This is a genomic window from Actinomadura sp. DC4 (assembly GCF_030406325.1).
Classification (GTDB): Bacteria; Actinomycetota; Actinomycetes; order Streptosporangiales; family Streptosporangiaceae; genus Actinoallomurus.
This window is the reverse complement of record NZ_JAUEQY010000010.1, coordinates 35,900-57,945: the sequence shown is the minus strand read 5'-3', so window position 1 is coordinate 57,945 and position 22,046 is coordinate 35,900. Positions and strand designations below refer to the sequence as shown.

At 69.9% G+C, this 22,046-nt stretch carries 25 protein-coding genes and 1 tRNA gene; 13 read left to right on the top strand and 13 right to left on the bottom strand.

Going from position 1 to position 22,046, the window contains the following annotated elements:
* The first annotated feature begins 9 nt into the window (after positions 1–9).
* From acs to QWU11_RS18250, 4 genes are all read left to right on the top strand, one after another.
* Positions 10–1,977 carry an acetate--CoA ligase gene (acs, locus tag QWU11_RS18265; protein WP_290112452.1) on the top strand — a complete coding sequence of 656 codons (1,968 nt, stop codon included), beginning with the start codon at positions 10–12 and terminating at the stop codon, positions 1,975–1,977.
* A 130-nt stretch (positions 1,978–2,107) separates the two neighbouring features.
* Positions 2,108–2,608: a phage holin family protein gene (locus tag QWU11_RS18260; protein ID WP_290112450.1), complete on the top strand. Its 501-nt coding sequence runs from the start codon at positions 2,108–2,110 to the stop codon at positions 2,606–2,608.
* Between the two features lie 7 nt (positions 2,609–2,615).
* Entirely contained in the window at positions 2,616–3,533 is a 918-nt protein-coding gene (locus QWU11_RS18255; protein ID WP_290112423.1) for an alpha/beta hydrolase, read from the top strand.
* Positions 3,533–4,024: a DUF309 domain-containing protein gene (locus QWU11_RS18250; RefSeq protein ID WP_290112412.1), complete on the top strand. Its 492-nt coding sequence runs from the start codon at positions 3,533–3,535 to the stop codon at positions 4,022–4,024. The genes QWU11_RS18255 and QWU11_RS18250 overlap by 1 nt, the downstream gene beginning before the upstream one ends.
* Here the strand turns inward: QWU11_RS18250 and QWU11_RS18245 are convergent.
* The 4 genes from QWU11_RS18245 to nth all read right to left on the bottom strand — a co-directional run bounded on the left by QWU11_RS18245 (position 4,000) and on the right by nth (position 7,235).
* A complete protein-coding gene (locus QWU11_RS18245; protein ID WP_290112408.1) occupies positions 4,000–4,560 on the bottom strand; it encodes a dihydrofolate reductase family protein in 561 nt (186 codons plus the stop codon). The two genes, QWU11_RS18250 and QWU11_RS18245, sit on opposite strands and share 25 nt — an antisense overlap.
* A gap of 12 nt (positions 4,561–4,572) precedes the next feature.
* Positions 4,573–5,766 carry a MarP family serine protease gene (locus QWU11_RS18240; RefSeq protein WP_290114262.1) on the bottom strand — a complete coding sequence of 398 codons (1,194 nt, stop codon included), beginning with the start codon at positions 5,764–5,766 and terminating at the stop codon, positions 4,573–4,575.
* An 84-nt stretch (positions 5,767–5,850) separates the two neighbouring features.
* Positions 5,851–6,477 carry a CoA pyrophosphatase gene (locus QWU11_RS18235; protein WP_290114256.1) on the bottom strand — a complete coding sequence of 209 codons (627 nt, stop codon included), beginning with the start codon at positions 6,475–6,477 and terminating at the stop codon, positions 5,851–5,853.
* A gap of 17 nt (positions 6,478–6,494) precedes the next feature.
* On the bottom strand, positions 6,495–7,235 hold the full coding sequence (nth, locus tag QWU11_RS18230) for an endonuclease III (RefSeq protein WP_290112388.1): 741 nt from the start codon (positions 7,233–7,235) through the stop codon (positions 6,495–6,497).
* A gap of 272 nt (positions 7,236–7,507) precedes the next feature.
* Between nth and QWU11_RS18225 the strand changes: the two genes are divergently transcribed.
* Complete coding sequence (locus tag QWU11_RS18225) at positions 7,508–8,194, top strand: Crp/Fnr family transcriptional regulator (protein ID WP_290112384.1); 687 nt, start codon at positions 7,508–7,510, stop codon at positions 8,192–8,194.
* Here QWU11_RS18225 and QWU11_RS18220 read toward each other — a convergent pair.
* From QWU11_RS18220 to QWU11_RS18200, 5 genes are read right to left on the bottom strand one after another with little or no spacing between them, the layout of a single operon-like run.
* Positions 8,191–8,955 (bottom strand): MBL fold metallo-hydrolase, encoded by a 765-nt coding sequence (locus QWU11_RS18220; protein ID WP_290112374.1) that lies wholly within the window; start codon positions 8,953–8,955, stop codon positions 8,191–8,193. The genes QWU11_RS18225 and QWU11_RS18220 overlap by 4 nt on opposite strands.
* On the bottom strand, positions 8,952–9,785 hold the full coding sequence (locus tag QWU11_RS18215) for an NUDIX domain-containing protein (RefSeq protein WP_290112367.1): 834 nt from the start codon (positions 9,783–9,785) through the stop codon (positions 8,952–8,954). The genes QWU11_RS18220 and QWU11_RS18215 overlap by 4 nt, the downstream gene beginning before the upstream one ends.
* Positions 9,786–9,840: 55 nt before the next feature.
* Positions 9,841–10,302, bottom strand: a complete 462-nt coding sequence (locus QWU11_RS18210) for a RidA family protein (RefSeq protein WP_290112365.1) — start codon at positions 10,300–10,302, stop codon at positions 9,841–9,843.
* On the bottom strand, positions 10,299–10,454 hold the full coding sequence (locus QWU11_RS18205) for a hypothetical protein (protein WP_290112355.1): 156 nt from the start codon (positions 10,452–10,454) through the stop codon (positions 10,299–10,301). The genes QWU11_RS18210 and QWU11_RS18205 overlap by 4 nt, the downstream gene beginning before the upstream one ends.
* Before the next feature lie 17 nt (positions 10,455–10,471).
* A complete protein-coding gene (locus QWU11_RS18200) occupies positions 10,472–11,362 on the bottom strand; it encodes a slipin family protein (RefSeq protein ID WP_290112353.1) in 891 nt (296 codons plus the stop codon).
* Positions 11,363–11,565: 203 nt separating this feature from the next.
* On the opposite strand from QWU11_RS18200, the gene QWU11_RS18195 reads away from it, so the two are divergent.
* Complete coding sequence (locus QWU11_RS18195; RefSeq protein ID WP_290112346.1) at positions 11,566–12,561, top strand: ArsA-related P-loop ATPase; 996 nt, start codon at positions 11,566–11,568, stop codon at positions 12,559–12,561.
* Positions 12,558–13,697 (top strand): ArsA family ATPase, encoded by a 1,140-nt coding sequence (locus tag QWU11_RS18190; protein WP_290112344.1) that lies wholly within the window; start codon positions 12,558–12,560, stop codon positions 13,695–13,697. The genes QWU11_RS18195 and QWU11_RS18190 overlap by 4 nt, the downstream gene beginning before the upstream one ends.
* Positions 13,698–13,728: 31 nt before the next feature.
* Here the strand turns inward: QWU11_RS18190 and QWU11_RS18185 are convergent, their stop codons facing one another.
* Positions 13,729–14,037 (bottom strand): WhiB family transcriptional regulator, encoded by a 309-nt coding sequence (locus QWU11_RS18185; protein ID WP_290112336.1) that lies wholly within the window; start codon positions 14,035–14,037, stop codon positions 13,729–13,731.
* 242 nt (positions 14,038–14,279) lie between these two features.
* On the opposite strand from QWU11_RS18185, the gene QWU11_RS18180 reads away from it, so the two are divergent.
* Positions 14,280–16,547, top strand: coding sequence for a transglycosylase domain-containing protein (locus QWU11_RS18180; RefSeq protein WP_290114254.1), 2,268 nt, complete (start codon positions 14,280–14,282; stop codon positions 16,545–16,547).
* A gap of 55 nt (positions 16,548–16,602) precedes the next feature.
* Here QWU11_RS18180 and QWU11_RS18175 read toward each other — a convergent pair whose 3' ends face one another.
* Positions 16,603–17,058, bottom strand: coding sequence for a GatB/YqeY domain-containing protein (locus QWU11_RS18175; RefSeq protein WP_290112328.1), 456 nt, complete (start codon positions 17,056–17,058; stop codon positions 16,603–16,605).
* Positions 17,059–17,127: 69 nt separating this feature from the next.
* Here QWU11_RS18175 and QWU11_RS18170 point away from each other — a divergent pair, with 69 nt between their 5' ends.
* The 4 genes from QWU11_RS18170 (at position 17,128) to QWU11_RS18155 (ending at position 19,499) form a co-directional block, all read left to right on the top strand.
* The gene (locus QWU11_RS18170) at positions 17,128–18,045 is read left to right on the top strand and encodes a metallophosphoesterase (protein ID WP_290112297.1); all 918 of its coding nucleotides are present in this window, start codon (positions 17,128–17,130) and stop codon (positions 18,043–18,045) included.
* A 52-nt stretch (positions 18,046–18,097) separates the two neighbouring features.
* Positions 18,098–18,171: transfer RNA gene (locus QWU11_RS18165), tRNA-Pro, on the top strand.
* Positions 18,172–18,466: 295 nt separating this feature from the next.
* Positions 18,467–18,838: a DUF1062 domain-containing protein gene (locus QWU11_RS18160; RefSeq protein WP_290114234.1), complete on the top strand. Its 372-nt coding sequence runs from the start codon at positions 18,467–18,469 to the stop codon at positions 18,836–18,838.
* A 70-nt stretch (positions 18,839–18,908) separates the two neighbouring features.
* A complete protein-coding gene (locus QWU11_RS18155) occupies positions 18,909–19,499 on the top strand; it encodes a class I SAM-dependent methyltransferase (protein ID WP_290112288.1) in 591 nt (196 codons plus the stop codon).
* 18 nt (positions 19,500–19,517) lie between these two features.
* Here the strand turns inward: QWU11_RS18155 and QWU11_RS18150 are convergent, their stop codons facing one another.
* Together QWU11_RS18150 and QWU11_RS18145 are read right to left on the bottom strand one after the other, a co-directional pair.
* Positions 19,518–20,753, bottom strand: coding sequence for an alpha/beta hydrolase-fold protein (locus QWU11_RS18150; RefSeq protein WP_290112276.1), 1,236 nt, complete (start codon positions 20,751–20,753; stop codon positions 19,518–19,520).
* Positions 20,754–20,767: 14 nt separating this feature from the next.
* Positions 20,768–21,193: a DoxX family protein gene (locus QWU11_RS18145; RefSeq protein WP_290112270.1), complete on the bottom strand. Its 426-nt coding sequence runs from the start codon at positions 21,191–21,193 to the stop codon at positions 20,768–20,770.
* A 139-nt stretch (positions 21,194–21,332) separates the two neighbouring features.
* Here QWU11_RS18145 and QWU11_RS18140 point away from each other — a divergent pair, with 139 nt between their 5' ends.
* Complete coding sequence (locus QWU11_RS18140) at positions 21,333–22,040, top strand: GAF and ANTAR domain-containing protein (protein ID WP_290112266.1); 708 nt, start codon at positions 21,333–21,335, stop codon at positions 22,038–22,040.
* Positions 22,041–22,046: the final 6 nt, after the last annotated feature.

Genomic DNA, 22,046 nt, shown 5'->3' with positions numbered 1-22,046 from the left:
GAGCGCACCGTGGCGCAGGAACCCCCTACCGAAACCCTGTCCAACCTTCTCCAGGAGAGCCGGCGGTTCGCTCCCCCCGCAGAGCTGGCCGCGGCCGCCAACGTCACGGAGGCGGCGTACGGCGAGGCGAACGCCGACCGTCTCGCCTTCTGGGAGAAGCAGGCGGACCGGCTCGACTGGCACACCAAGTGGGACACCGTTCTCGACTGGTCGAACCCGCCCTTCGCCAAGTGGTTCGTCGGCGGGCAGCTCAACGTCGCGTACAACTGCGTGGACCGCCACGTCGAGGCCGGCAACGGCGACAAGGTCGCCTACCACTGGGAGGGCGAGCCCGGGGACACGCGGACGATCACGTACGCCGACCTCAAGCGCGAGGTCAGCAAGGCCGCCAACGCTCTGACCGAGATGGGCGTCGAAAAGGGCGACCGCGTCGCGATCTACATGCCGATGATCCCCGAGACCGTCATCGCGATGCTGGCCTGCGCCCGTATCGGCGCACCGCACACCGTGGTCTTCGGCGGCTTCTCCTCCGACGCGCTGCGCAACCGCATCGAGGACTGCGACGCGCACGTCGTGATCACCTCCGACGGCGGCTACCGCCGTGGCGCGCCGAGCGCGCTCAAGCCGGCCGTCGACGAGGCGATCGAGGGCCTCGACCACGTACGCAACGTGCTCGTCGTACGCCGTACCGGCCAGGACGTGGCCTGGAACGACGACAAGGACCTTTGGTGGCACGAGTACGTCGACCGGCAGAGCGATGAGCACGAGGCCCAGCCGCACGACGCCGAGCACCCGCTCTACGTCATGTACACCTCGGGCACGACGGCCAAGCCCAAGGGCATCCTGCACACGACCGGCGGCTACCTCACCCAGGTCTCCTGGACCCACCACGCGGTCTTCGACCTCAAGCCCGACACCGACGTCTTCTGGACCGCGGCCGACATCGGCTGGGTGACCGGGCACTCCTACATCGTGTACGGCCCGCTCTCCAACGGCGCCACGAGCGTGATGTACGAGGGCACGCCCGACACGCCGCACAAGGGCCGGTGGTGGGAGCTGGTCGCCAAGTACAAGGTGTCCATCCTCTACTGCGCCCCCACCGCGATCCGCACGTTCATGAAGTGGGGCGCGGAGTTCCCGGCCGAGCACGACCTGTCCACGCTGCGCCTGCTCGGCTCGGTCGGCGAGCCGATCAACCCCGAGGCCTACATCTGGTACCGCACCAACATCGGCGGCGACCGTACGCCCGTCGTCGACACGTGGTGGCAGACCGAGACCGGTGCGCTGATGATCTCTCCGCTGCCGGGCGTGACGCACGGCAAGCCGGGCGCCGCGATGCGCCCGCTGCCGGGCATCGAGGCCGACGTGGTCGATGACCAGGGCAAGCCGGTGCCGGACGGCGGCGGCGGGTTCCTCGTGATCAAGGAGCCGTGGCCGTCGATGCTGCGCACGATCTGGGGCGACGACGAGCGCTACGTCAAGACCTATTGGTCACGCTTCGAGGGCCTCTACTTCGCCGGCGACGGCGCGAAGAAGGACGAGGACGGCGACCTGTGGCTGCTCGGCCGCGTCGACGACGTCATGCTCGTCTCCGGCCACAACATCTCCACGACCGAGGTCGAGTCCGCGCTGGTGTCCAACCCGAAGGTCGCCGAGGCGGCGGTCGTCGGCTCGACCGACCCGGTCACCGGGCAGGCCATCGTCGCGTTCGTGATCCTGCGTGGCAGCACGGTGGACGACGGCGACGCCCTGGTGTCGGAGCTGCGCGACCACGTCGCCAAGCACCTCGGCCCGATCGCCAAGCCGCGCCAGATCATGATCGTGCCCGAGCTGCCCAAGACGCGCTCCGGCAAGATCATGCGACGGCTGCTCCGTGACGTGGCCGAGCACCGCTCGCTGGGCGACGTGACCACGCTGACCGACAGCACGGTCATGGACCTGATCAGGGACAAGCTGCCGACGTCGACCGACGAGTAGTACGCGGCGAGGGAGGGCGTGGCCGGCCGGCCGCGCCCTCCCTTGTGCATTTTGCGGCAATGCCGATCGGGATGGTCACGACGTGTAACCCCCGACAGGGCTAACCTCTGACAAGGGCGATCTTCGTCGCGTGTCCGGCGCGGTCGTCCCCAAGCACCCGCCGGTCGCGACGGCCCGGTACGGAGAGGGGAAGTTCCACATGACCGAGGTACGGTCCGACGGGCAGCTCGAGGACATGTCCGTCGGCGAGCTGGTCAAGTTCGCCACCGGGAGCGTCTCCCAGCTGGTGAAGTCCGAGATCGAGCTCGCCAAACTCGAGTTGAAGGACGACGCCAAGAGGGCCGCGCTCGGCAGCACGCTGTTCGCCGTCGCCGGGGTCACCGCCGCCATCGTCCTGATCATGCTGTCGATCGCCGCGGCGTTCGGCCTGATCACACTCGGCATCTGGAACTGGGCGGCGTTCCTCATCGTCGCCGGCGCGTACCTCCTGCTCGGCGGAATCCTCGTCGGCATCGGGCTGTTGCGCATGAAGAAGATGAGCGGCGTCAGCCGTACCCGCCGGACCGTGAAGGAAGACATCGCGATGCTGCGCCGTGGCGGCGACGAAGAACGACCCGCCATCACCGAGTGAGATCCGCATGACCGACGAATCCGCGGTACTCATCGAGGGCCCGTGGCGGCATCGATCGGTCAGCGCGGGCGGCACGCGGTTCCACGTCGTCGAGCAGGGCGACGGGCCGCTGGTGCTGCTCGTACACGGATTCCCGGAGTTCTGGTGGTCCTGGCACCGGCAGCTCGAGTCGCTGGCCGCGGCCGGCTACCGCGCCGCCGCCGTCGACCTGCGCGGCTACGGCGGAAGCGACAAACCACCGCGCGGCTATGACCTGGTCACACTCGCCGGCGACGTGGCGGGGCTGGTGCGCTCTCTCGGCGAGGCCAACGCCACCGTGATCGGCCATGACTGGGGCGGCCTGCTCGCCTGGACCATGGGCGTCTACTACCCCAAGGTCGTGCAGCGGCTGGTCGCGGTCTCGGCCGCCCACCCGCTGCGCCTGGGCCACTCACTACTGACCGACGTACGGGGCCAGGGCTGGGCCGTACGGCACGCGCTCGGCTTCCAGCTGCCCATCGCGCCGGAGAAACGCCTGGTCAAGAACGACGCGGTCCTCGTGGGCGAGCTGCTGGACGAGTGGTCCGGGCCCGGCTGGCCGGACGAGCGCAGCGCCCGGCTGTACCGCTCGGCGTTCCAGATCCCGGGCGTCGCGCACTGTGCGCTGGAGTATCACCGCTGGACGATCCGGTCCCTGCTGCGTCCCGACGGCATCCGGTACGCCGGGCGGATGCGCGCCCCGATCCGGGTGCCGGTGCTGCATCTGCACGGAGCGCTCGACCGGTGCGTGCTGCCACGCAGTGCCCAGGGCTCGGGCCGCTACGTCGAGGCCCCGTACCGCTGGAAGCTGATCGAGGGCGCCGGGCACTTCCCGCACGAGGAGCGCCCCGACACCTTCGACCAGGAGCTGATCGGCTGGCTGGCCGATCCGGAGCCGGACCGCTGATGGCACGCGACCGCGACGAGACGGGCCGCGCCCGCAACGCCCGGCCCCGCGACGCGTACGGCCGCCCGCTCCCGCACGGCGCCGAGGGCGAGGAGCGCGTCCCGGACGACTACACGGCACCCCCGGCCGAGGCGCTGTCCGAGGCCCAGCGGCTGCTCGACGCCGACCGCCCGTTCCACGCGCACGAGGTGCTGGAGGCGGCGTGGAAGTCGGCCCCGGAGGCGGAGCGCGAGCTGTGGCAGGGTCTGGCCCAGCTCGCGGTGGGCTTCACCCACGTACGCCGTGGCAACGCCCAGGGCGCGCGGAGCCTGCTGGGCCGCGCGGCCGGCCGCATCGCACCCTACGACCCGGCCCCGCACGACATCGCCGCGCAGGCCCTGGCCCGGCACGCCCGCGACCTGGTCGTCCGTATCGAACGCGACGGCCTCGGCTCCATCACCGACGCCGACCTCGCCCCGCGCCTCACTCAGGACACGCGGTGGCGGAGGTAGACGACTCCTGAGCCGAAGGTGCGGGTCTCGACGAGTTCGAGATCCACCCGGCGCTCGCGCTGGGGAAAGAACGGAATGCCACCGCCGACCAGCACCGGGTGGACCCTGGCGCGGTATTCGTCGATCAGACCCAGCGCGGCCGCCTCGGCGGCGAGAGTCGCGCCGCCGATCGCGATGTCGCCCTCCTCCGGCTCGGCTCGCAGTCGCTCGATCTCCTCCGCCAGGCCGCCGGAGGCCAGGCGGGCGTTGCCCCGCACCGCCGGCAGCGTGGTGGAGAACACCACCTTCGGGAGCGCGTTCCAGATCGCGCCCCACTGGAGCCGTGACTCGTCGAGCGACGGATCCTGGTCGGCGGTCTCCCAGTACAGCATCGTCTCGTACAGCCGTCGTCCCAGCAGGTGGACGCCGACCAGCCGTATCTCGTCGGTGGCGAAGCCGAAGAGCTCGTCGTCGGGCTCCGTCCAGTTGAAGCCGCCGTCCGGCCCGACGATGTAGCCGTCGAGTGAGACGTTCATCGAGTACGTCACGCGGCGCATCGGAAGTCCTCTCTAGTCGGAGCAGGACTGGGTGGAGACCTCGTTGACGGCGTTGACGCCCAGTTGGGCGTCGGAGGCGACCTCCGCCGCGGTGAGGACGTAGCCGGTGTCCTTGTTGTCCAGCGCGGCGGCGAAGACCACGCCGTAGACCTTGCCGTTCGTGGCCAGCAGCGGGCCGCCGGAGTTGCCCTGTTCGACCAGCGCGCGGATGGCATAGATCTCGCGGGTGACCTGGCCGGAGTGGTAGATGTCCGGGCCGCGGGCCTTCTGCTTCGCGCGGATGCGGGCCGGGCGGGTGGTGAACGGGTGGTTCTTGGGGAAGCCGGCCACGACCGCGTCGTCGCGCGTCTGCGCGGTGCCGTCGAACTTCAGCGACGGCAGCGTCAGGCCGGGGACGTCGAGGATGGCCACGTCGCGCTTGTAGTCGTAGAGCACGACCCGGCCGCTGAACGTGCCGTTGCCCATGGTGAAGACCTTCGGGCTGGTGTCGACGCCGGCCACGACGTGCGCGTTGGTCATCACGCGGCCCGGGGCGTACACGAAGCCGGTGCCCTCGATCTTGCGCTGGCAGCTCTGGGCGGTACCGATGATCTTCACGATGCTGCGCCGCGCCTGGCGCAGCTCCGGCGTGTTGAGGATCTTGGTGTCGGGCGGGGGCACGTCGACGATGGACTCACCGCCGAGGCCGCCGAAGACCTGCGGGAAGCCGGTCTTGGACACGAAGCCGCGGAACGAGGAGAACCAGGTGTTGGCCTGGTCGGGCATGAAGGTGTTCACGCCGTGCAGGACCGTGGAGTCCTTGACCTGCGTCCGCAGCCACACGAAGGGCGAGGTGACCAGGGCGCTGCCGATCAGCCACGCCACCACGAGGAGCGCGACACCGCTGACGCACGCGCCACCGACCGCGTCGACGCTGCGGGCGGAGTCCCAGGTCACGCGGCTGCGCAGGGCCGAGCCGATGGAGGAGGCCAGGAGCTGGCCGAGCGTCGCGGTCAGGAACGGGATGACGATGGCGAGCAGCGCCTGCTGGGCCGGGCCGCCCACGACCGCCTTGACGATCGGCGGCGCGATGAGCATGCCGACAATGACGCCGCCGACGAAGCCCACGAAGCTCAGCGAACCGACGATGAAGCCCTGCCGGTACCCCGAGATCGCGAAGAGCACGACGAGCGCCAGAAGAATCAGGTCGAGGAGGTGATCGCCCAGCACTGGTTCACCGTATAGGGGAAAGGTGGGTTCGCACGTCGCCTCGGTGGACCAGATCGGCACCTGTTACGTACGAACGCAGAACTACTCCCGCGTGGCGAGATCGATCGCCTCGGGCGGAAGGTCCTCTATGCGGCTTTCGTCCCACGGGCGCGCCCATCCCGCGACCTGCAGCAGACGGTGCACCACACCGGCGGTGAACCCCCAGACGAGCATGTTCCGTACGCGGAAGGCGGGCCCGACCCAGCCGGACGGACTGCGGACCTGGAGCCGGTTGGCCGGGTCGGTCAGCTCGGCGATCGGCACCCGCGCGACCGAGGCGACCTCCTGCGGGTCGCCCGCCGCGACCGCGGACGGCTCGTGCCACCAGCCGATCACCGGCGTCACGCGGTAGCCGCTGTGGGAGACGTACAGCTCCGGCATCGTGGTCAGGACCGTGACGCCTGCGGGGTCCAGGCCGGTCTCCTCGGCCGCCTCGCGCAGCGCGGCGCCGACCGGCCCGCCGTCGCCCGGGTCGATGCCGCCGCCGGGGAAGGCCGGCTGCCCGGCATGCTTGCGCATGGTGTCGGCGCGCTGCAGAAGCAGCAGGTCAGGCCCCTCGGGACCCTCTCCGAACAAGATGAGCACGGCCGCGGCGCGCGCGCCGTTGCCGGGCGGGCGGAAGTGATCGGGCACCTCGGTCGCAGGTGCCGCCGCCACGAACTCGCGCAACCAGTCGGGATACTCCGTCACGAGAACGGACCCGGCCGTACCAGCTTGCTCGCCGTCTTCTCGTCGGTCGGGCCCTCGCCGAAGGAGGGGCAGAGCGGGGCGAGCGGGCAGACGCCGCAGGCCGGCCGCCGCGCGTGGCACATCCGGCGGCCGTGCCAGATCAGCCGGTGCGACAGGATCGTCCAGTCCTTGCGGGGGATCAGCTCGCCGATGGCGTACTCGATCTTGACCGGGTCGGTCTCGGCGGTCCAGCGGAAGCGTTTGACCAGCCGGGAGAAGTGCGTGTCGACGGTCAGGCCCGGCACGTCGAAGGCGTTGCCGAGCACGACGTTCGCGGTCTTGCGGCCGACCCCGGGGAGCTTGACCATCTCCTCCAGGGTCCGGGGGACCTCGCCGCCGAAGTCGTCGCGGATCGCCGCGGACAGCCCCATCACGGACTTGGTCTTGGCGCGGAAGAAGCCGGTGGGCCGCAGGATCTCCTCGACGTGCTCGGGGTTGGCGGCGGCCAGGTCGTCGGCCGAGGGGTACTTGGCGAACAGCGCCGGCGTCGTGAGGTTGACCCGCTTGTCGGTGGTCTGCGCCGAAAGGACCGTGGCGACCAGGAGCTGGAAGGGGCTCTCGAAGTCCAGCTCGCAGTGCGCGTCGGGATAGGTCTCGGCCAGGATCCGGTTGATCTTCCGCGCCCGGCGTACCAGCCCCAGCCGCGTCTCCGCCTGCCACTTGCGAGCCCGCGCTCGCGGGGTCACTTCCGTCGCCATGCCTGCCAGAGTAGAGCGTCGGGGCGGGACCGATGCCCGGTCGGCCGCGCTCGTCCGGCGCGTGTGCGGGTCCGCACGAGGCGTACGGACGCCGCGGAGTCCAGGCCCGCCTCCGGCGGCACGACTCTGCAGGTGGGCCGAGTCCGGACTTAACGGGACGAGATGGGACGCTGGTCCACGTCGCAGGGCGTAGGAGAAAAAAAGGGGGGCCGCCTCACCTTCACACTGCGACGTGCGTCACACTTATGCTCGATGGTTACCGAGGAGGAAACGTGAACGACCGCGACGTCGAGGTTCTCGGCCGCGCACCACTCTTCGAGGCGCTCGACGAAGAGGGGGCCAGAGCGCTGCGTGCCACCGTCACAGAAGTCCAGCTGTCACGTGGTCAGACGCTGTTCTCCGAAGACCAGGAGGGCGACCGCCTCTACGTCATCCTCGAAGGCAAGATCAAGCTTACCCGTACGGCCCCTGACGGCCGGGAGAACCTCCTCAGCGTGCTGGGGCCGAGTGAGATGTTCGGCGAGCTGTCGCTGTTCGACCCCCGTCCCCGTACGGCCAGCGCCATCGCGGTGACCGAGGGACGGCTGGCCGCGCTCGGCCACACCGACCTGTGGCCGTTCCTCAAGGGCCACCCCGAGATCGGCATCCACCTGCTGCGGGCCCTCGCCCAGCGGCTGCGGCGCACCAACGAGATCATGGCCGACCTCGTCTTCACCGACGTGCCGGGCCGCGTCGCCAAGGCCCTGCTCGACCTGGCCGAGCGCTTCGGCCAGCCCACCGAGACCGGCCTGCACGTCCACCACGACCTGACGCAGGAGGAGCTCGCCCAGCTCGTCGGCGCCTCCCGCGAGACGGTCAACAAGGCCTTGGCCGACTTCGCCCAGCGCGGCTGGCTCCGCATCGAGGCCCGCGCCGTCCAGGTCCTCGACATCGAACGCCTCCGCAAGCGCTCCCGCTAGGAGACCCCGCGCTCGGCCAGATAGTCGAGCTGGGCGCGTACAGAGGCCTCGGCGACCGGCCACAGGGCGCGGTCGACGTCGGCGTACACCCGTTCGACCACCTCGCGTGCCGTACGGTCGCCGGCGGCCAGGGCGTCCTCCACCTGCTGGAGGCGTTCGCGCCGGTGATCGATGTAGAAGTCGAGCGCGCCCACCGGGTCGTCGAGCTTGTAGCCGTGGCCGGGCAGGATCACCCGGGTACCCTCGGCCATCGCGCGTAGCCGGTCCAGCGAGGTCAGGTAGTCGCCGAGCCGCTGCACGATCGTCGTTCCGCGGCCGAGGACCGTGTCGCCGGTGAGCACCGCCTCGTCGGCCGGCAGCCAGAAGCTCAGGGAGTCCGGCGTGTGGCCCGGCGTCTCCATGACCCGCACCTCCAGGCCGTCCAGCTCCACCACGTCGCCCTCGGCCAGGCCCTCCTCGCCGAGGCGGTGGACGGGGTCCAGCGCGCGTACGGGGACCGAGCCCGCCAGCTCGGCGAACCTCCGCGCGCCCTCCGCGTGGTCCGGATGGCCGTGGGTGAGCAGGACGAGCGCGACCTGTCCGGCGGTCGAGGCGACCCGGTTCAGGTGTTCCTCGTGGTCGGGGCCCGGGTCGACGACGACCGACCGCTCCGCGCCCGGTTCGCGCAGGATCCACGTGTTGGTGCCGTCGAGGGTCATCGGCGTGGGGTTCGGGGCCAGCAGGCACGACGCCCGGTCCGTGCCCATCCCGTCGATCTTCATGACACGTCCTCCGGCAGGATGAGGAAGACGCCGTCGCCGGTGACGCGTGCCTGTGGCAGACGAGGCCGTACGCTGCGCACCGCGGCCAGGACCTCCGCGACCGAGTCGTACGCGGACAGCTCGGTCAGCGTCACCAGGGTCGGCGGGAGCATCGGCATGTCGCCGCCCCGCGCCGCCGACACCGCGTCGCGGGGCCGTACCCACGTCACCCGGTCGGACTCGGTGCTGACGTCGCGGGTGCGCTGGCCGTCCGGGAGCGCGGCGACGAAGAACCTCGTGTCGTAGCGGCGCTCCTCGATCTCCGGCGTGATCCAGTGCGCCCATGGGCGCAGCAGGTCGCCGCGCAGCACCAGGCCGCGCCGGGCCAGGAGCTCGGCGAGGGACTGGGAGCGGTCCAGGAGCGCCTGCCGGTCGGCCTCCCAGTCGTCGCCGCTGGTGTCCGGCACGATCGCGTCCGGGGCCGGCCCGGCGAGCAGCACGCCGGACTCCTCGAACGTCTCGCGTACGGCGGCGCACACGAGTTCGCGGGCGAGCGTCTCGCCGGCCCCGAAGGCGCCGCCCCACTCGGCCGCGGACGGGCCGGACCACCCGACCGCGAGGTCGCCGTCGCGCGGATCGACCGAACCGCCGGGAAAGACGTACGCCCCCGGCGCGAACTTCATCGAGGAGACGCGACGGAGGAGGTAGACCAGCAGGCCGTTGGATGAGTCGCGAAGAAGGATCACGGTGGAGGCGTCGCGTGGCGCGGCCGCCTCCACCTTTCCCTCGCTGATGTCTCGTGCGCGTTCGGCCAGCCGGTCGGGCAGCCGGAGGCCAGGTGCGTCCGCCAAGGCGCCTCCTCGCTTCGGGTCGGTCCCCGCCGGAGCGGGGGTGTCCGACCGAAAGCTATTCGACTTCGGCGATGAGCTCTACCTCGACCGGCGCGTCACGGGGCAGCACGGCGACCCCGACTGCGCTGCGTGCGTGCGTGCCCGCGTCGCCGAAGACCTCGCCGAGCAGGTCGCTCGCCCCGTTGATCACCTGCGGCTGGCCGTAGAAGTCCGGTGCGCTGGCCACGAAGCCGACGACCTTGACGATGCGCCGTACGCGGGACAGCTCCCCGACCTCGGCGCGTACGGCGGCGATCGCGTTGAGCGCACAGGTGCGGGCCAGCTCGGCGGCGCGCTCCGGCTCGATCTCGGCACCCACCTTGCCGGTCGCGACCAGCTCGCCCTTGACGATCGGCAGCTGCCCCGAGGTGTAGACGTACGCGCCGGAACGTGCGGCCGGGACGTACGAGGCCAGCGGGGCCGCGACCTCGGGGATCTCGAGGCCGAGCTCCGCCAGCCGCTCCTCAGGAGTGCTCATGCCTTTTCCCTCTTCAGGTAGGCGACGAGGTTCTCCGGGTTGGGGCCGGGGATGACGGTGACGAGCTCCCACCCGTCGTCACCCCAATTGTCGAGAATCTGCTTTGTCGCGTGGACCAGCAGCGGAACGGTGGCGTACTCCCACTTAGTCATGGAGGAAACCCTAGCGATCAGGCGTCACTCTCATCCCGCCGCGCGCCGTTCGGCCGCTCCTCGGTCGGGACGCCCGGACCGGGGTCCAGGCCGGGCACGGGCGGCACCTCGTCGGCGGAGGCGATCGAGGTCGGCTCGTCGGCCTTGGCCAGTTCCTCCTCTGCCTTGGCGAGCCGCTCGGCGAGGTCGGTACGCGGGTTGCCCTCACGCGACGTCCGGTCGCCGCCCGCGGCCCGGTCGAAGAACCTCAGGAGCTCCACCGGGAAGGGCATCACAAGGGTGCTGTTCTTCTCGGCCGCGACCTCGACCACGGTCTGCAGCAGACGAAGCTGCAGCGACGCGGGGTCCTGGGCCATGACCTCGGCGGCGGCTGCCAGGCGCTTGGACGCCTGGAACTCACCGTCGGCGGTGATGATGCGCGCCCGCCGCTCCCGCTCGGCCTCGGCCTGCCGCGCCATGGACCGCTTCATGCCCTCGGGCAGCGAGACGTCCTTGATCTCGACGCGCTGGACTTTGACGCCCCAGGGCGCCTCGGTCGCCTGGTCCATGATCCGCTGGAGTTCGATGTTGATCGTCTCGCGATCCGACAGCAGCTGCTGCATGTCGGACTGGCCGATCACCGATCGCAGGGACGTCTGCGCCACCTGGGAGATGGCCCAGTTGTAGTTCTGCACGTTGACGATCGCCTTCACCGGGTCGATGACCCGGAAGTAGACGACCGCGTCGACCCGGACACTCACGTTGTCCTGCGTGATGCCGTCCTGGGCGGGTACGCCCATGGCGACGGTCTGCATGTTGACCTTGGTCATCCTGTCGATCACCGGAAAGATCAAGGTCAGACCTGCCGCGCGGAACTGCGGCTGCACCTGACCGAGCCGGAACACCACGCCTCGTTCCACCTGTTGCACGACTTTTACCGACGCGACAACGACCAGAAAAACCAGGAACGCGATGATTGCCAGGAGAATGAACGCCGCTTCAGCCACAGGACTCACCTTTCTGCCGGCCGATTCCCTCCATGTCCGACAGTAGTCCTCCGCGGGGCAGGCGTGTCAGACGTCACTTGCACTCGCCGGGAAGGGCCGCCGAGCCGGACGATAGCCTCGCAAGAGTGAGGGCGAGAGACACCGATTGGGACGGCGTGCGCCTGCACGTGGTCACCGGCAAGGGCGGCACGGGAAAAACGACCGTGGCCGCATCACTCGCGCTGGCCTTGGCCGCCGGCGGCCGAAAGGTCCTGCTCATCGAGGTCGAGGGGCGGCAGGGCATCGCCCAGCTCTTCGACTGCCCGCCACTGCCGTACGAGGAACGCAAGGTCGCGGTGGCCCCCGAGGGCGGCGATGTGTACGCCCTGGCGGTCGATCCCGAAGAGGCGATGCTCGAATACCTGGAGATGTTCTACAACCTCCGTCGTGCGGGAAAGGCGCTCACCAAGCTCGGCCTCATCGACTTCGCGACCACGATCGCCCCCGGCCTGCGTGACGTGCTGCTCACCGGAAAGGCCAGCGAGGCCGTACGCCGCAAGGACAAAAAGGGCCACTTCATCTACGACGCCGTCGTGATGGACGCCCCGCCGACCGGCCGCATCAGCCGCTTCCTCAACGTCAACGCCGAGGTCGCCGGGCTCGCCAAGATGGGCCCCATCCGCCACCACGCCGACACGGTGATGAAGGTCATCCGCAGCCCGGAGACCGCCGTCCACTTCGTCACGCTGCTGGAGGAGATGCCGGTCCAGGAGACCGTCGACGGCATCTCCGACCTGCGGGACCTCGGCCTTCCGGTCGGCGGCCTGATGGTCAACATGGTGCGCCCGCCGATCCTGCTGGACGCCGACCTGGACGCGGCCCTGTCCGGCGAGCTCGACGTCGAGGCGATCCGGATGGGCGTGAAGGCGGCCGGCCTGGAGGACAACGCCGCGGAGATCGCGCAGGCCCTCGCCGACGAGGCGGGCGACCACGCGCGCCGGGCGATGCTGCAAGAGCGCGAGCTGGCCCGGCTGGCCGACGCCGACGTCCCGCAGTACGAGCTGCCGCTGCTCAGCGACGGCATGGACCTGGCCGGGCTCCATGAGTTCGCCGACGAGCTCAGAAAGCAGGGCGCGGCGTGAAGACCCCACCGGCGTTCGACATCGACACGCTGATCGACGACCCGGACACGAAGATCATCGTGTGCTGCGGGTCCGGCGGCGTGGGCAAGACCACGACCGCCGCCGCCGTCGGCGTACGCGCGGCCGAGCGCGGCCGTGACGTCGTCGTGCTCACCGTCGACCCGGCCCGCCGGCTGGCGCAGGCGCTCGGGCTGACCGAGCTGGACAACACCCCGCGCCCGGTCGAGGGCGCCGAGGGTGAGCTGCACGCGATGATGCTCGACATGAAGCGCACCTTCGACGAGATCGTCGAGGCGCACTCCGACGCCGACCGGGCCCAGCAGATCCTGGCCAACCCCTTCTACCAGTCGCTGTCCTCCAGCCTTTCGGGCACTCAGGAGTACATGGCGATGGAGAAGCTCGGCCAGTTGCACCGCTCCGGCGCGTGGGACCTCATCATCGTGGACACCCCGCCGTCGCGCTCGGCACTGGACTTCCTCGACGCCCCCGAGCGCATGGGCCGCTTCCTCGACGGGCGGCTCATCAAGGTGCTCATGGCCCCGGCCAAGGCCGGCGGGCGGTTCGGGATGAAGGTCGTGACCGCCGGGTTCGGGATGTTCACCAGCGTCATCACGAAGGTCCTCGGCGGTCAGCTCATCAAGGACATGCAGACGTTCGTGCTGGCCTTCGACACGATGTTCGGCGGCTTCCGCGAGCGCGCCGACCAGACGTACAAACTGCTGCAGGCTCCCGGCACGGCCTTCTTGGTCGTGGCCGCGCCCGAGCGCGACGCACTGCGCGAGGCGTCCTACTTCGTGGAGCGTCTCGCCGAAGAGCACATGCCGCTGGCCGGCCTGGTCGTCAACCGGGTGCACCGCTCGGACGCGTCCCACCTGTCGGCGGTACGCAGCGAGGCGGCGGCGGAGACGCTCGAGTCGCGCGGCAACCACCAGCTCACCACGGCACTGCTGCGGCTGCACGCCGAGCGGATGCACGTCACCGCGCGGGAGACGCGGCTGCGGGAGAGCTTCACCTCATCGCACCCGAGGGTGCCGGTCGCGACGGTCGGCGCGATGGCCGAGGACGTGCACGACCTGGAGGGCCTGCGGAACATCGCGGGAGACCTCGCGGGCGAAGCCGGCGAGCCCGCGGCCTGACCGCACGCGTCGGCGGTCAGGCCGGCGGCGCTCAGCTCGCGACGAGCTCTTCTTCTGGGTCCTGGGTCTTCTCGTACTGCTCTTTGGCGGTCTCGAGCAGCTCACGCCATGACGTCACGTCAGGACGTCGCCGCAACAGTGCCCGACGCTCGCGCTCGGTCATGCCGCCCCAGACACCGAATTCGATCCGGTTGTCCAGAGCGTCTGCGAGACACTCGGTGCGCACAGGGCAGCCACGGCAGATCAGCTTCGCCCGGTTTTGAGCGGCGCCCTGCACGAACAACGCGTCGGGATCCGCGTTACGGCAGGCGGCGCGGGCGGTCCAGTCTGTGATCCACATCTTGGCCCCACTCCCCTTGGTCGGATGTCGTTGCGAAGCCCCGGCCGGACGGGCGCGGACGTCAGGCCGCCATACGAAAGCCGTGGGGAAGAACTTACGGAACAGCGGGTGGATTCAACAGCCCCCGATGGGTCCATTCTCGAAATAGCCCCTCCGGGCCATCCGACGGCAACGAACTAGTCATCCGTCTGGGGGGAGGTGCGCCAAATGCACCTCTCGTCCCGCGTAACCTATGTCGCGTGATGGGTGCGAGGGAAGATCAGGAACGCGTGATCGTCAAGCTGCTGCGACTTCTCGGGGCTGCTGCCTTCGCCGGGGTTCTGGTCGGTCTCCTCGCCCTGCCGGGCGTGGGCAGTGTGGGCATGGCGGCGCGGGACGCCTCCGACAGTTTCCAGAGCATGCCGGACGACTTCAGCCTCAAGCCGCCACCCGAGCGTACGACGGTGTACTCCGCGGACGGCCAGGTCATCGCGCAGTTCTACTTCCACAACCGCGAGTCGGTGAGCCTCGGCCAGGTCGCACCGATCATGCAGAAGGCCATCGTCGCGATCGAGGACGCGCGGTTCTTCCAGCACGGCCCCCTCGACGCGAAGGGCTCCTTCCGCGCGCTCGTCACCAACGCGCAGGACGGCGGCATCAAGCAGGGCGGCTCGACGCTCACCCAGCAGTACGTGAAGAACCTCCTGGTGGAGAACGCCAAGACCGACAAGGACGCGGAGGCGGCGAAAGCGCCCAACTTCGGGCGCAAGCTCCGTGAGCTGCGGTACGCCGTCAACGTCGAGAAACGCCTGACCAAGGACCAGATCCTCGAGGGCTACCTCAACATCGCCTACTTCGGCTCCGGCGCGTACGGCGTCCAGGCGGCCTCGCAGTACTACTTCAGCAAGAACGCCTCCGAGCTCACCCTCTCCGAGGCCGCGCTGCTCGCGGGCGTCACCAACAGCCCGTACGCCTTCGACCCCGAGCTCAACCCGAGGGGCGCCACGGACCGGCGCACCATCGTGCTCAACCGCATGGCGGACCTGAAGATCATCACCAAGCAGCAGGCCGACGCCGCGGCCGCCGAGCCGATCAAGCTGCACATCAAGAAGCCCAAGACCGACTGCGCGGACAGCAAGGCTCCTTTCTTCTGTGAGTACGTCAAGGACGAGATCCTCGGCAACTCCGCCTTCGGCAAGACCTCGGCCGACCGCGAGCGCCTGCTCTACCGCGGCGGCCTCACGATCCGTACGACGCTCGACATGAAGGACCAGAAGGCGGCGCAGCGCGCACTCGACCTGCGGCCCAGCCGGAGCAAGACGGCCACGGAGGCGATGGTCAAGCCCGGCACGGGCGAGATCAAGGCGATGGTGGTCAGTAAGGACTATGGCGATCACAAGGGGAAGGGCCAGACGACCCTGAACCTCGCCGCGGACTACGCCCACGGCGGCAACGGCGGCTACTCCGCCGGGTCGACCTTCAAGATCTTCACGCTCGCCGCCGCGCTCAACAAGGGCTACAGCGTCGGCACCACCCTGCCGGCGCCGAACAGCACGACGGTCAGCGGGTTCACCGACTGCAAGGGCAACCACTTCGAGCCCTGGACGCTGAGCAACGCCGAGACCTCCAAGCGCAAGTCGGCCAACCTCGACACCGGCACGTGGGGTTCGATCAACACGTTCTACGCCTACCTGGAACAACGGGTCGGGCTGTGCGAGGCCTCGAAGATGGCCACCGCCTTCGGCATGAAGCAGGCCAACGGCCAGGCGCTCCAGCAGGTGCCCTCCCAGGTGCTCGGCACCAACAACATCGACGTCACCCACCTCGCCGCCGCGTACGCCGGCTTCGCCGCCCGCGGCCAGTACTGCACCCCGGTGGCCATCAACGACGTCACCGACGCCGACGGCAAGAAGATCAAGGTTCCCCAGGCCAAGTGCGGCAAGTCGGTCGACTCGAGCGTGGCCGACGAGGTCACCCGCATCCTGCAGGGCGTGCTTACGAGCGGCACGGGCCGCGGCAGGGGTATCGGGCGGCCGGCGGCGGGCAAGACCGGCACCTGCGAGGCCCACTCGTGCGCGCTGTTCGCCGGCTACACCCCCGACCTCTCGGCCGCCGTCTGGTACGGCGACCCGGCGGCGCCCTTCGGCAACCCGAGCCCGGGCATCTACGGCGCGAACGTCGGCGCCATCTGGCAGGCCTCGATGCGGTCGGCGCTGCAGGACACGAAGCCATCTTCGTTCCACACACCGGTCGACGACTTCGGCAACCTGGACCAGGCACGCGTACCCAACGTCCGGGGTCTGTCGGTGACCGACGCGACCCGCCAGATCCAGAACGCCGGCTTCTCGGTGCAGGTCTCGCCGCGCGCGATCGACTCCAGCCAGCGCAAGGGCACCGTGGCCTACACCTCGCCGAGCTCGGGGGTGAAGGCCGACAAGGACACCTCGGTCGTCATCTTCGTGAGCAACGGCAACGGCCCGGCCTCCAAGCCGCGCAGGCGAAGGCGCGGGGGCATCTGGCCGTTCAACTAGAACTACTGAACGGGACGCCCTCGTACGCCGCGGCGTACAAGGGCGTCTTCGGTTTTCAGCCCGCGAGCTGGCGCTTGACCTCTCCGGAGACCCGGCGTCCGTCGGCGCGGCCCGCGACCTTGGGCGTCACGACCCTCATGACCTGCCCCATCGCCCGTGGCCCCTCGGCTCCGGTCTCGGCGATGGCGGCGGCGACGAGCTCGGTCAGCTCGGCGTCACCGAGCTGCGTCGGGAGGTACTCGTCGAGCACCACACCCTCGGCCCGCTCCGCCTCGGCCTGCTCCGTACGGCCGGCGCCGGCGAACGCCTCCGCCGCCTCGCGGCGCTTCTTGGCCTCACGCTGCAACACCTTGACGACTTCGTCGTCGGACAGCTCACGCGCCTGCTTGCCCGAGACCTCTTCATTCGTGAGCGCCGTCAAGGCCATACGGAGCGTACGGGTGCGAACCTCGTCACGCGCCTTCATCGCGACCGACAGGTCGGTCCGCAGCTTCTCCTTCAACATGGTCATTAATCTTGCCCTTCCTGGCGCTGTGGTGCTTTCCAATAAACCGGTCTTCGGGTCTGGCACGATGGATGGGTGCACAAGAGATACGCCGTCCCCCTGGGAGTACTCGGCGCCGGCGTCGCCGGAATCGGCTACGCGTCCGTCGTCGAACGCAACTGGTTCCGCCTGCGCCGCTATGACGTACCCGTCCTCGCTCCGGGCCAGCGGCCTCTGAAGATCCTGCACATCTCCGACACCCACCTGACACCGGGCCGCCGCCGCCTGATCAAGTGGGTCGCCGCCCTCGACTCCCTCGAGCCCGACCTCGTGGTCAACACCGGCGACTCGATCTCTCATCCTGACGCGATCGGCCCGTTCCTGGAGCTGCTGGGCCCGCTGCTCGACCGCCCCGGCGTGTTCGTGTACGGCTCGAACGACATGTTCTCCCCGGTGCCGAAGAACCCGGCGCGCTACCTCTGGCGTACGAGCCGCAAGGACTACAACGTCCGTACGGTGCCCGACCTACCGTACGAGGAGCTGGGCGCGGCCCTGACCGCCGCCGGCTGGCTGGACCTGAACAACCACGTCGGCAGCCTGAAGGTGGGCTCGACGGAGGTGCAGGTCGGCGGTGTCGCCGACTCCCACATCGGCAAGGACCGCTACGACCAGATCGCCGGCGCGGTGTCACCGGACATGCTGAGCATCGGAGTGCTGCACTCACCGGAGCCGCGCAATTTGGACCGCTTCACGGCGGACGGCTACCGGCTCCTGCTGGCCGGGCACACGCACGGCGGTCAGCTGTGCGTGCCCCTCTACGGCGCCCTGGTGACGAACTGCGGCATCGAACGCTCACGGGTCAAGGGCCTGCACCGCAACGGGGAGTCCTGGCTGCACGTGTCGGCCGGGCTGGGCACGTCACCGTACGCGCCGGTCCGCTTCTGCTGCCCGCCCGAGGCGTCGCTGCTGACCTTGGTGCCGGGGGATGGCGCACCAGGGCGCGGGCAGGGGTGAACGTCCGCTAGAGTAGAGCCCGGCGCAGGCGCTGTAGGCGATCTGTGGCCACCGGGGTGTAGCGCAGCTTGGTAGCGCGCTTCGTTCGGGACGAAGAGGTCGTGGGTTCGAATCCCGCCACCCCGACAGTGTGACCTAGCAGTTCAGATGGGGTTTCGAAGCTTCGCTTCGGAGCCCCATTTTTGATTTTCGCAGCAGGGCCGGGTGGAGGCGGGCCGGCCGCGAAAACGAGTGGATCTCTCGGATGGCGGTCGCCTGATTTGGGTTCCCCACCCCTACGTGAGGACCTCGCGCGCATGACGCCGCCTGCTCTTTAGACCTGACACCTTCCCGCGCACCGGTCGCCGACGACGCCGTCGGCTCTGTTCTCCGTGCTCTTCGTCAGGTCTGCAGAGAGATCATGTCCTCACATCCCCATATCGTGCTGCCCTGGGTGGTGCGGCGTACCCGCCTGCCTCTGCTCGCCCTCCGATGTGTGGCCTGCCCCTCCGGCCACGCCACCACCGGCAACGGCAGGTTCCGCGTCAACGCCAACGGCAAGCTTCTCCACGTCTGGCTCCTGGTCGGCTGCGTTTCCTGCGGCCGGACCGGCAAACTCACCGTCCACGAGCGCGTCCCGGTCCGTTCGCTGCCCGCCGGCCTGCTGGCCGGTTACTCGGCCAACTCGCCTTCCCTCGTCGCGGCAACCCTGCTCGACCCGTTGATCGCCCGGCGCAACCGGTTCGCGCTCGACTGGGACGGATGCTGGGAACTCCGCAGGACGAAACTGGGCTTCTCCTTCGTCCTGATGTGATCCACCACAAGAGGGCCTGTGCCGAGTCGGCACGGGCCCTCTTCTCATGGCCGCTCTCTATGCTTCCCTCATGAGTCGCTGGCAAGAGCTGACCGGTGGGACGTCCGGAGAGGACTACGCGACGCGGTTCGCGGCCCTGGCCGGGAGCGGTAAGGACATGCACGGTGAGGCGCGGTTCTGCGCCGCGCTCGTGCCCGCCGGAGCCCGGGTACTGGACGCCGGATGCGGTACCGGGCGAGTCGCGATCCGCCTCGCGGAGCTCGGGTACGACTGTGTCGGAGTGGATCTCGACGCGTCCATGCTGGCGGTGGCGCGGAAGGAGGCGCCGGGACTGCCCTGGATCCAGGCCGACCTGGCGGAGCTCGACCCGGCCGCGGACTTCGATCTCGTGGTCGCCGCCGGCAACATCTTCCCGCTTCTCGCCGCCGGCACGGAGGCCACGGTGGTCGGCCGCCTGACCTCGGCCCTGCGCCCGGGCGGTCTGCTGGTCGCCGGATTCGGCTTGGATCAGGCCCACCTGCCGGTACCGCCCAGCATCACGCTGCCGGAGTACGACGCCTACTGCGCCGGGGCCGGCCTCACCTTCGTCGACCGCTTCGCCACCTGGGACGCCGACCCGTACGACGGCGGCGGCTATGCCGTCAGCGTCCACCGCCGCTGAGAACGACTCCCCGGCGGGTCAGCTCGCCGGGGTGAGCAGGGCGGTAAGGCCCCGCACCGCGCTGCGCCGGAAGGTCGCGGAGTCGTGGCCGCCCGGGGCCTCGTAGTAGGTGACGTCGTAACCCTTGGCACGCAGGACCGTACGCAGGTGACGGTTGGCCCCACGATGGTCGGTGCCGGGGTACAGCGGTGACGCGCCGGTCTCCAGCACACCGACGTCGATCCAGAAGCGGGTCCGGGCCCGCGGTGCGTCGGCGAAGCGGCGCGTCAGCCACTCCGGCTCGCCGTCGCGGCCCCAGCCGCCCGGCTCCGGAAGGTAGCCCCACCAGTGGCTGCCCGAGATCGACAGTACGGCGTCGAACACCTCCGGACGCTCGTACGCCGCGAAGCACGCGGCCAGACCGCCGAGGCTGCTTCCGCCGACGACCACGTCGCCCGGCACGTCATAGTGGGACCGCAGCAGCGGCAGCAGTTCGTCCGCCAGCATCGTGGTCAGGCCCGAGTGGCACGCCATCTCGGTCATCCGGGCCTTCCTCATGTCCGGCGGGTTGTGCACGAACGCCACCACCGCCGGCGGCATGGCGCCCGACTCCATCAGGGACGCGAGGCCGGCGTGCAGACGTGCCGCCGACAGCCACGACTCGCCGTCGAGCAGGACCACCAGCGACCGGGCGTCCGCCGGCGCGTACACCGAGACCGTACGCTCGCCGCCGAGCGCGGCCGAGGTGAAGCGGTGCTCATCCAGCGCCGGCGCCGGGCCGTCGAACCACGGTGCGGGCTCCACGCCCGGGAGTTCCAGCACCGAGTCCCACCGGGCCTCGTCGGTCTCCTCGACGCCGCCCAGTACGGCGGCCTTCGGGTACAGCCGCCGCGGGTTGAACGGGTCGGCGTAGGAGCGGTCGCGCGACTCGTCGGCCAGGCGGCCCATCAGGGCCAGGTCGTCCATGTCCGCGTCGAGGAACGGATCGTCGACCACGTACTGGTAGACGGTCGTGATGCCACGCGGGGCGCGAACGTCGAGGTGCCACACGTCGGTGCCCGGCACCCGGACCATGGGGAGCGACATCGCCGTCGGGTCCGCGAAGACCTCGGCGCCCCGCACCGACACCTGCCGCTGGGGCCCGATCCACACGAACGTCACCAGCACGTCCGCACCGGCCGGCTCGACCAGTGGACCGCCCGCCGCCCGCAGGTCGGCGGTCAGCGCCGCCACGTCCTTGGTACGGACGAACTCCTCAATACGCGCACTAATCATCAAAACCCCCCGTGTCACTTTAGAGGTGACGGGGCCCGCGTCGGTCGAACGGAGGGCCGGAGACGTAGCGGGGCGGGGTCTCGGCGCGATGGAGGGCGCAGGCCCCAGGAGACGAGCGTCAGCGCGGCGAAGACGAGGGGCATGACGATTCCCGCGTCGTCGCGAACGGCGAGGTGGGCGGCGGTCGCTCCCGCGTAGACGAAGAACACCCCGGCGTACGCCCACTCCTTCAGGCGCGGGAGGCGCGGAGCGAGCAGCGCGAGCACGGCGAGGACCTTGGCGATGCCCAGGATCGTGAGGAAGTAGAGCGGAAAGTGAATCGTCTCGAAGATGTCGCGCGTGTACTTGATCCGCGCGAGGTCCCACTCCGCGCCGACTCCCGTCTCCAGGAGCACGGGCAAGCTGATCATCCAGTAGGCGATCGCGGGTTTGTTGGACATCGGAACGCATCCCCCATGACGTCGGCTGAGGTTGTCACTCCCCTGACCGGTCGCAGCGGAGGAATGTGACCGCCGGCGGCGTACGGAACGTACACTGTAAGTAACCGGATACATACGGTTCGGCCGGGAGGCGGCTCGTATGGCGGTTGATCGGATACGGCTGGCGGGAGCGCTGGCGGACATCGTGGCCGACCCTCCGGGCACCGCGGACATCCCGGAGAGGTTGTGCCGGGCCTGTCGGGCGGCATTGCCGGTGGACGGGGTCGGCCTGTCCCTCATGCCCAAGGACCGGCCGGACGGGCGCGTGCTCGTCGGCGCCAGTGACGAGCGGGGCGCGCGGATCGAGGAATGGCAGTTCGGGTTCGGTGAGGGGCCGTGCGTGTCGGCGTTCGTCGCCGGGCGGCCGGTTCTCGTGCCGGACCTGCAGACCCACGAGGCGCAGCTTCGGTGGCCGATGTTCACGTGGGAGGCGGAAGGGTCCGGGGTCGCCGCCGTCTTCGCGTTTCCCCTGCAGATCGGGGTGATCGGCATCGGCGTGCTCGACTGCTACCGCGCTCGCGCCGGGCCGCTGGAGGAGATCGCGGAGGCCCTCGCGGTGACCGACGCCGTCACGGTGGCGCTCCTGAACATCGACGTCGCCGGTGGGGAGGACGAGGTCGCGTTGTTCGACCTGTCCTGGCGCACCCACGCGGTGGTCCACCAGGCCACCGGCGCGCTGGCCGCCGATCTCGGGATCTCCGTCGGTGAGGCGCTCGCCCGCCTGCGCGGACATGCCTTCGGCTCCTCGCGTCCGTTGGAGGAAGTCGCCGAGGAGGTACTGACCGGGCGGCTGCGGCTCGCCCGATAGAGAAGA

What these genes read in the sequence shown, in the direction of transcription:
- QWU11_RS18255 (WP_290112423.1), top strand. Translation starts at nt 2,616, where the DNA reads ATGACCGACGAATCCGCGGTACTCATCGAGGGCCCGTGGCGGCATCGA.
- QWU11_RS18250 (WP_290112412.1), top strand. Translation starts at nt 3,533, where the DNA reads ATGGCACGCGACCGCGACGAGACGGGCCGCGCCCGCAACGCCCGGCCC.
- QWU11_RS18245 (WP_290112408.1), bottom strand. Translation starts at nt 4,560, where the DNA reads ATGCGCCGCGTGACGTACTCGATGAACGTCTCACTCGACGGCTACATC.
- nth (WP_290112388.1), bottom strand. Translation starts at nt 7,235, where the DNA reads ATGGCGACGGAAGTGACCCCGCGAGCGCGGGCTCGCAAGTGGCAGGCG.
- QWU11_RS18220 (WP_290112374.1), bottom strand. Translation starts at nt 8,955, where the DNA reads ATGAAGATCGACGGGATGGGCACGGACCGGGCGTCGTGCCTGCTGGCC.
- QWU11_RS18210 (WP_290112365.1), bottom strand. Translation starts at nt 10,302, where the DNA reads ATGAGCACTCCTGAGGAGCGGCTGGCGGAGCTCGGCCTCGAGATCCCC.
- QWU11_RS18205 (WP_290112355.1), bottom strand. Translation starts at nt 10,454, where the DNA reads ATGACTAAGTGGGAGTACGCCACCGTTCCGCTGCTGGTCCACGCGACA.
- QWU11_RS18185 (WP_290112336.1), bottom strand. Translation starts at nt 14,037, where the DNA reads ATGTGGATCACAGACTGGACCGCCCGCGCCGCCTGCCGTAACGCGGAT.
- QWU11_RS18180 (WP_290114254.1), top strand. Translation starts at nt 14,280, where the DNA reads ATGGGTGCGAGGGAAGATCAGGAACGCGTGATCGTCAAGCTGCTGCGA.
- QWU11_RS18175 (WP_290112328.1), bottom strand. Translation starts at nt 17,058, where the DNA reads ATGACCATGTTGAAGGAGAAGCTGCGGACCGACCTGTCGGTCGCGATG.
- QWU11_RS18155 (WP_290112288.1), top strand. Translation starts at nt 18,909, where the DNA reads ATGAGTCGCTGGCAAGAGCTGACCGGTGGGACGTCCGGAGAGGACTAC.
- QWU11_RS18150 (WP_290112276.1), bottom strand. Translation starts at nt 20,753, where the DNA reads ATGATTAGTGCGCGTATTGAGGAGTTCGTCCGTACCAAGGACGTGGCG.
- QWU11_RS18145 (WP_290112270.1), bottom strand. Translation starts at nt 21,193, where the DNA reads ATGTCCAACAAACCCGCGATCGCCTACTGGATGATCAGCTTGCCCGTG.
- QWU11_RS18140 (WP_290112266.1), top strand. Translation starts at nt 21,333, where the DNA reads ATGGCGGTTGATCGGATACGGCTGGCGGGAGCGCTGGCGGACATCGTG.